Raw genomic sequence first — 6,459 nt, 5'->3', positions numbered from 1 at the left:
CAGCAAATACCTTTCAATACGTAAAGTAAAGTATCTTGTAAATTAGCTACATCACTGGTTTTTCCACATACTCCTGCAATAGTACAGCCGGTTCCTTTGGCTGCTTCCTGACATTGAAAACAAAACATACTCATTTCTACTATTCTTTATTTAGATTATTCTTTTGATTTTTTTTGTGAAAAGGGGCTGATTTTATCACAACTTAATTGGGTAATTTTTGTGGTTTACATCCACTCATCACTTAATATATCGCCTTTAATTCCTATCACAACTTCTTTAACGGGTACCTTTCGCGATGCCATTTGGGTGGCCATTTTTACCATTTGCGACAATCCTCCGCAACATGGAACTTCCATAATTACTACGGTTATTGTGTTTACTCTCGATTCGTCAATTAAATTCACCAGTTTCTGAATGTAGATATCCTTTCCCTGGTCGAGTTTTGGACAGGCGATTACCATTTTTCGACCTTTTATAAAGTCGTTGTGGAAATTGCCGTATGCAAAACCTGCACAGTCGGCAGCTACCAAAAGATCGGCGCCCTGGAAATAACTTGCTGCCGGGTTAATCAAATGCATTTGCACCGGCCATTGGGTAAGTTCCGATGGCATTTCTGAAGCAGGAGCGGCCATTTTTAAACCACCTGCATCAAAAGCCATTGGTGCCGAACCCGGACATCCGCCGCTGGCACAACCACCACCCGAAGTTTGTTCTTCTTTAGCTCCGTGAAGCAATTCGTGCACTTCGCTGATCTCGAAAGGCATGGCCTCGCGATTGGCTTTTATAAAACTCAATGCCTGCTGCAAATAACCTGTTTCGTTATGATCCTGCAAGTGTTTCAGGTGCGCAAACATGGTGGCTTTTCCTTGTTTTACCATTTGCGAAATGGTTGTAATTTCGTCGTAAGCATCAGCTTCGCGCTCTTCAATGGTAATTGCACCTTCCGGACAATGACCAATACAAGCTCCCAGTCCGTCGCACATTAACTCACTAATCAGTCGTGCTTTTCCGTCAATAATTTGCAACGCGCCTTCGTGGCAGTTGGGCACGCAAACGCCGCATCCGTTGCATAAATCCTCGTCAATTTTAATTATCTCCCGTATCATCTTTTTTATTCTTTTCTTTAAGTTTACGCAACAAAAGTATGACACTACTGTTTCTCAAAGTGTACCAATTGTTACAAAATGATAGATTATTCAATTCTTGTTAAAAGTCCATTGTTTAATGGCATTTCAGAAGAAGAGTGCCGGACGTTGTGCTCGAAAATTCATTACCAGGTACGTAAATTCGAAAAGGATGCGATTGTTGTGCAGGGAGGCGAGGAGGTTACCAACTTGTTTGTTGTGCTTTCCGGAAGTGTTCGGGGCGAGATGATCGATTACTCGGGCAAAACGGTGAAGATCGAAGACATTGAAGCACCGCGCCCATTGGCAGCTGCTTTTTTGTTTGGTAAAGAGAATAAGTTTCCGGTTACCGTAACTGCCAATAAAAAGGTGGAAATGTTGGCTATTCCGGTTGTTGAATTTCTGAAATTACTGCAGTTAAACACACGTTTGTTACGCAACTATTTAAATAGCATTTCAACCCGTGCACAGTTTCTTTCGCAAAAACTGCATTTTCTGAGTTTTAAAACCATTAAAGAAAAAGTTGCGCACTTTTTGCTTCAACAGGCGGGCGACCGCTTTCATTCGTTCGAACTAAAAAATACCCAACAACAGCTGGCCGAATTGTTTGGAGTTACACGACCGTCGCTGGCGCGTGTTCTTGGCGAAATGCAAAATGAGAACCTGATAAAAATTGAAAAGAAAACCGTTACCCTGCTCGATAAACAGGGACTGAATAATTTATTGAAGAATGGATAAAAATCCGGATTTGATCCGCTACAACATATTTAAACCTTTTGCAAATATTTGCGCTTTTACCACCACCAAAAACACCTTGCCTATTGAGCGGGTACGCTACAGCAATATGCCCGAGAATAAGGCAAAACTGGCCGAGGCACTGGCGCTGGAAGTTCGACAAATGGTTTATCCCGATCAAACGCATAGTAATTGTGTTGCCGAAGTTCGGGAAGTTCCCGATGCTGTAATTTCAGAAACCGATGCACTGGTTACCAATCAGGCCAGACTGTGTTTGTGTGTGCAAACGGCCGATTGTGTTCCGATGCTATTGTTCGATCCAAAGGCGAAAGTTATTGCAGCCATTCATGCCGGGTGGCGCGGTACCGTTGGCGGAATAGTTGAAAAGGCGATTAGCAAAATGACTAACTACGGCGCTTCTGCTAAAAATATTGTGGCTGCCATTGGGCCGTCAATAAGTCCTGAGATTTACGAAGTGGGTGACGAAGTGGTGGCTGCTGCCCAAAAGTCGATTCCCAATGTTGAAGCAACTTTGCACAAAAACGGGTCGGGCAAATTTCATTTTAATCTCTGGGAGGCCAACCGGCAATTGTTGTTAAAAAACGGGGTGCCGGCTCAAAATATTGAGGTGCTCGGAGCATGTTCATTTTCCGATAATGAAAAATACTATTCGGCACGAAGAGATGGGATTGATACGGGAAGAATGGTTTCGGGAATTATGTTGAAAGGGTAGGTTAGAGATGTAAATTTCTATGTTTTTGCAGTTATAAACAGGCATTTTGTTACCAATTCTCATCCTTCTGTAGTTAGAAGCGGGCATTTGGGCAAAAATATCCCTCCTTCCGCATACAGAAGGCAGTGCTTTTAAACAAAAATGCCCTCTTCCGCATGCAGAAGGCAGTGCTTTTAAACAAAAATGCCCTCTTCCGCATACAGAAGGCAATGCTTTTAAACAAAAATGCCCTCTTCCGCATGCAGAAGGCAGTGCTTTTAAACAAAAATGCCCTCTTCCGCATTCAGAAGGCAGTGCTTTTAAACAAAAATGCCCTCTTCCGCATACAGAAGGCAATACTTTTAAACAAAAATGCCCTCTTCCGCATACAGAAGGCAGTGCTTTTGAACAAAAATGGCCCCTTCCGCATACAGAAGGCAGTGCTTTTAAACAAAAATGGCCCCTTCCGCATACAGAAGACCATATATTTTTGAAAAAATGCCCGCTTCTAATTACAAAAGGTAATGAATTTGCAAAAAAATGCCCCCTTCTGCACTTGTTGGCCTATAGTTGTTGGCTACATTTCACGTTAATAAGATTTAATTCTAATGTACTGTTCTCTGAGTTTTCAGCAAAAGCCTTATCTTCGCAACTATTAAAAATTTCGAACATTTACGCTTTCAGAAATCACTTGAAAATGAAGCAATACAGATTGTTTAATATCGTCTTTGGCTGGGTTAGTTTTTTAATTGCAGCCATTGTTTATTTAATGACCATTGAACCCACTGTGAGTTTTTGGGACTGTGGCGAATTTATTACAACAGCTTTTAAATTTGAAGTAGGTCACCCGCCGGGGGCACCGATTTTTATGATCGTTGGCCGCTTCTTCACGCTATTTGCAGGCCCTGAAGGCGCCGCAAAAATGGTGAATGTGCTTTCAGCACTGGCCAGTGCCGGAACCATTATGTTCCTGTTTTGGACCATCACACACCTGGCAAAAAAGATAATGGTAAAAGCCGAAGAGGTTTCACTGGGGCAAACCATTTCAATTTGTGCAGCAGGTTTGGTGGGAGCGCTGGCTTACACATTCTCCGATACCTTTTGGTTTTCGGCTGTTGAAGGCGAAGTTTACGCCAGCTCGTCGTTGTTAACGGCTGTGGTATTCTGGGCCATTTTAAAATGGGAAAACGTTGCCGACGAAAAATATGCCAACCGCTGGCTGATATTTATTGCTTATGTCATTGGCCTGTCAATCGGGGTTCACTTGCTGAATCTGCTGGCAATTCCGGCCATTGTTTTTGTTTATTATTTCAGAAAATATGAAGTAACCCGCAACGGAATTATCTGGGCTTTGGTAGCTTCGGTGGTGTTGCTGGGAGCGATAATGTACGGTATTATTCCGGGATTTGTAACCATTGCATCGTGGTTCGAACTGATGTTTGTTAACGGCTTTGGTTTGCCTTATCACTCGGGAGTTTTCTTTTATGTTGTGCTGGTAATTGCCGCCATTGCCTTTGGAATTTACTACACGCACAAAAAACAAAAAGTGGTATGGAACACCGTGTTACTGGGGGTTGCCGTAATTCTTATCGGTTACTCATCGTTTGCCATAATTATTATTCGTTCATCGGCTCAACCGCCAATGGATCAGAATAGTCCGAATGATACTTTCTCGCTGTTGGGCTACCTTAACCGCGAACAATACGGATCACGTCCGTTGTTTAGCGGTCAGTACTACAATTCGCCTTACAAAGTGGGCGATCGTTTTACCGAAGGAAGTCCGGTTTATTCGCAGGTCGACGGAAGATATGAAATTACTTACCATCGTTTTAATCCGAATTACGACGAGAGATTTACCACCGTTTTCCCACGTATGTGGAGCAATATGGACCCGCAACACGAGCAGGATTATCAGCAGTGGGCACAAATAAAAGGTACACGTATTCAGTTCCGCAACGAACGTGGCGAGGTAGAAACAATTGTAAAACCAACCATGGGCGAGAACCTGCGGTTTTTCTTTCGGTACCAGGTAAATCATATGTACTGGCGCTACTTTATGTGGAACTTTGTGGGGCGCCAAAACGACATCCAGGGACACGGAGATATACTCTACGGAAACTGGTTGAGTGGTATAAAATTTCTTGATGAGGCTCGTTTGGGCAATCAGGATAATTTACCTGCTGAACTGGCCAATAACAAAGCCCGAAACACCTATTTCTTTCTGCCCTTGCTGCTCGGATTACTGGGTATATTTTTCCAGTATAACCGTGGTAAAGAAGGCCGGAAAGGACTTTGGGTGGTATTCCTGCTGTTTGTATTAACCGGCTTGGCCATTGTAATTTATCTGAACCAGTATCCGCATCAGCCGCGCGAACGCGATTATGCGTATGCCGGTTCGTTCTATGCCTTTGCAATCTGGATTGGTTTGGGAGTGCTGGCCATTTCCGAAACATTGAAAAAATATATTCCGGAAACACTTGCCGGAGGAATTGCCGGACTGGTAACACTGATTTTGGTTCCCGGAATTATGGGGGCGCAAAACTGGGACGACCATGATCGATCGGGACGATATACTGCCCGCGATTTTGGTGCCAATTACCTGAAAACGTGCGAGCCCAATGCGGTGATCTTTACCAATGGCGATAACGATACCTTCCCGCTGTGGTACAACCAGGAGGTGGAAGGTGTTCGTACCGATGTTCGGGTGTGTAACCTAAGCTATCTGCAAACCGATTGGTATATCGATCAGATGCGCCGACAAGCTTACGATTCGGAGCCGATTGATTTTACTTTAAAACCCGAACAGTACCTGTTGGGAACCCGCGATGCGGTTTATCTACTCGACGATTCGCGCATAAAACGCGATTACATTGGATTAGAAGAAGGCATTGATTTTATTGCCAACGATAATCCTGCTACCAAACTGCAGCAGGCCGACAATGCCGCTTATTTGCCGAAAAAGAAACTTCACTTTAAAGTGGATAAGGAAGCAGTGATCAGAAATAAAGTGGTTGCTCCGGAAGATTACGACAAAATTGTTGACGAGATCGTTATCGATTTGTCGGGAAAAAGTATGCTATCGAAAGACGAAATGATGGTGCTCGATATGCTGGCAACCAACAACTGGGAACGCCCTATTTACTGGTCGATTACCGTTGGCCGCAGCAAATATCTGAATCTTAGCGATTATTTCCAGGTGGAAGGTTTTGCCTACCGTTTGGTACCGATAAAAACGCAGAGTAATCCGCAGCAATTGCAGTTTGGCCGGGTGAATACATCTGTGATGTACGATAACCTGATGAACAACTTCAAGTGGGGTAACATGAATGATCCTGAAGTTTACCTCGACGAAACCAATACCCGCATGATGACCAACATCCGAAACAGTTTTAACCGTCTGGCATCGGCATTGGTTGAGGAAGGTAAAAAGGATTCGGCCATTGCAGTTATCGACCGGTGCAACGAGTTGTTGCCAAACAGCATTATTCCTTACGAATATTTCGCATTGGAGCTGGCCAACAGTTATGTCCGCGCCGGAGCAAACGAAAAAGGTCTTGAAATGGTTGAAACGGCGTACGGTGTGTTCAACGACGAACTGAATTATTATTTCTCGTTACAGCCGAAGTTTATGGCAGGTATTGTTGAAGAGATTCAACGCAAACTGTTCTATCTGCAACAGCTGCAACGTACGGCCGCAAATGCAGGTAACAGCAAACTGGCAGAGCAAATTGGCGGAAACCTGCAGAGCTATTTCCAACGATTTGGCAATATGTAAATAGTAAAAAATTAAAAGCAACATACTGATGAACATTTTGATTGTAGGCTCGGGAGGAAGAGAGCACGCTTTGGGATGGAAAATTAAACAAAGCGAAAAAGTAGATAATTTGT

7 protein-coding genes are annotated in these 6,459 nt (G+C 43.6%); 5 read left to right on the top strand and 2 right to left on the bottom strand.

Going from position 1 to position 6,459, the window contains the following annotated elements:
* Positions 1 to 128, bottom strand: a 128-nt coding sequence (locus tag ABZB17_RS19125) for a hypothetical protein (RefSeq protein WP_372652598.1), incomplete at its 3' end; no start/stop codon positions are given.
* 96 nt (positions 129 to 224) lie between these two features.
* Positions 225 to 1,106, bottom strand: a complete 882-nt coding sequence (locus tag ABZB17_RS19120) for an ATP-binding protein (RefSeq protein ID WP_372652594.1) — start codon at positions 1,104 to 1,106, stop codon at positions 225 to 227.
* A gap of 78 nt (positions 1,107 to 1,184) precedes the next feature.
* On the opposite strand from ABZB17_RS19120, the gene ABZB17_RS19115 reads away from it, so the two are divergent.
* The 5 genes from ABZB17_RS19115 to ABZB17_RS19095 form a co-directional block, all read left to right on the top strand.
* Positions 1,185 to 1,862: a Crp/Fnr family transcriptional regulator gene (locus ABZB17_RS19115; RefSeq protein WP_372652593.1), complete on the top strand. Its 678-nt coding sequence runs from the start codon at positions 1,185 to 1,187 to the stop codon at positions 1,860 to 1,862.
* On the top strand, positions 1,855 to 2,592 hold the full coding sequence (gene pgeF, locus ABZB17_RS19110; RefSeq protein WP_372652591.1) for a peptidoglycan editing factor PgeF: 738 nt from the start codon (positions 1,855 to 1,857) through the stop codon (positions 2,590 to 2,592). The genes ABZB17_RS19115 and pgeF overlap by 8 nt, the downstream gene beginning before the upstream one ends.
* Before the next feature lie 155 nt (positions 2,593 to 2,747).
* Positions 2,748 to 3,065 (top strand): hypothetical protein, encoded by a 318-nt coding sequence (locus tag ABZB17_RS19105; protein ID WP_372652589.1) that lies wholly within the window; start codon positions 2,748 to 2,750, stop codon positions 3,063 to 3,065.
* Between the two features lie 203 nt (positions 3,066 to 3,268).
* Positions 3,269 to 6,346 (top strand): DUF2723 domain-containing protein, encoded by a 3,078-nt coding sequence (locus ABZB17_RS19100; RefSeq protein ID WP_372652587.1) that lies wholly within the window; start codon positions 3,269 to 3,271, stop codon positions 6,344 to 6,346.
* 28 nt (positions 6,347 to 6,374) lie between these two features.
* Positions 6,375 to 6,459: hypothetical protein (locus tag ABZB17_RS19095; RefSeq protein WP_372652596.1), on the top strand; the 85-nt coding region annotated here is incomplete at its 3' end.

It is taken from the genome of Draconibacterium sp., from assembly GCF_041583095.1.
Classification (GTDB): Bacteria; Bacteroidota; Bacteroidia; order Bacteroidales; family Prolixibacteraceae; genus Draconibacterium.
The sequence above is the reverse complement of the archived record's forward strand: the minus strand, read 5'-3'. Positions and strand labels throughout refer to the sequence as shown.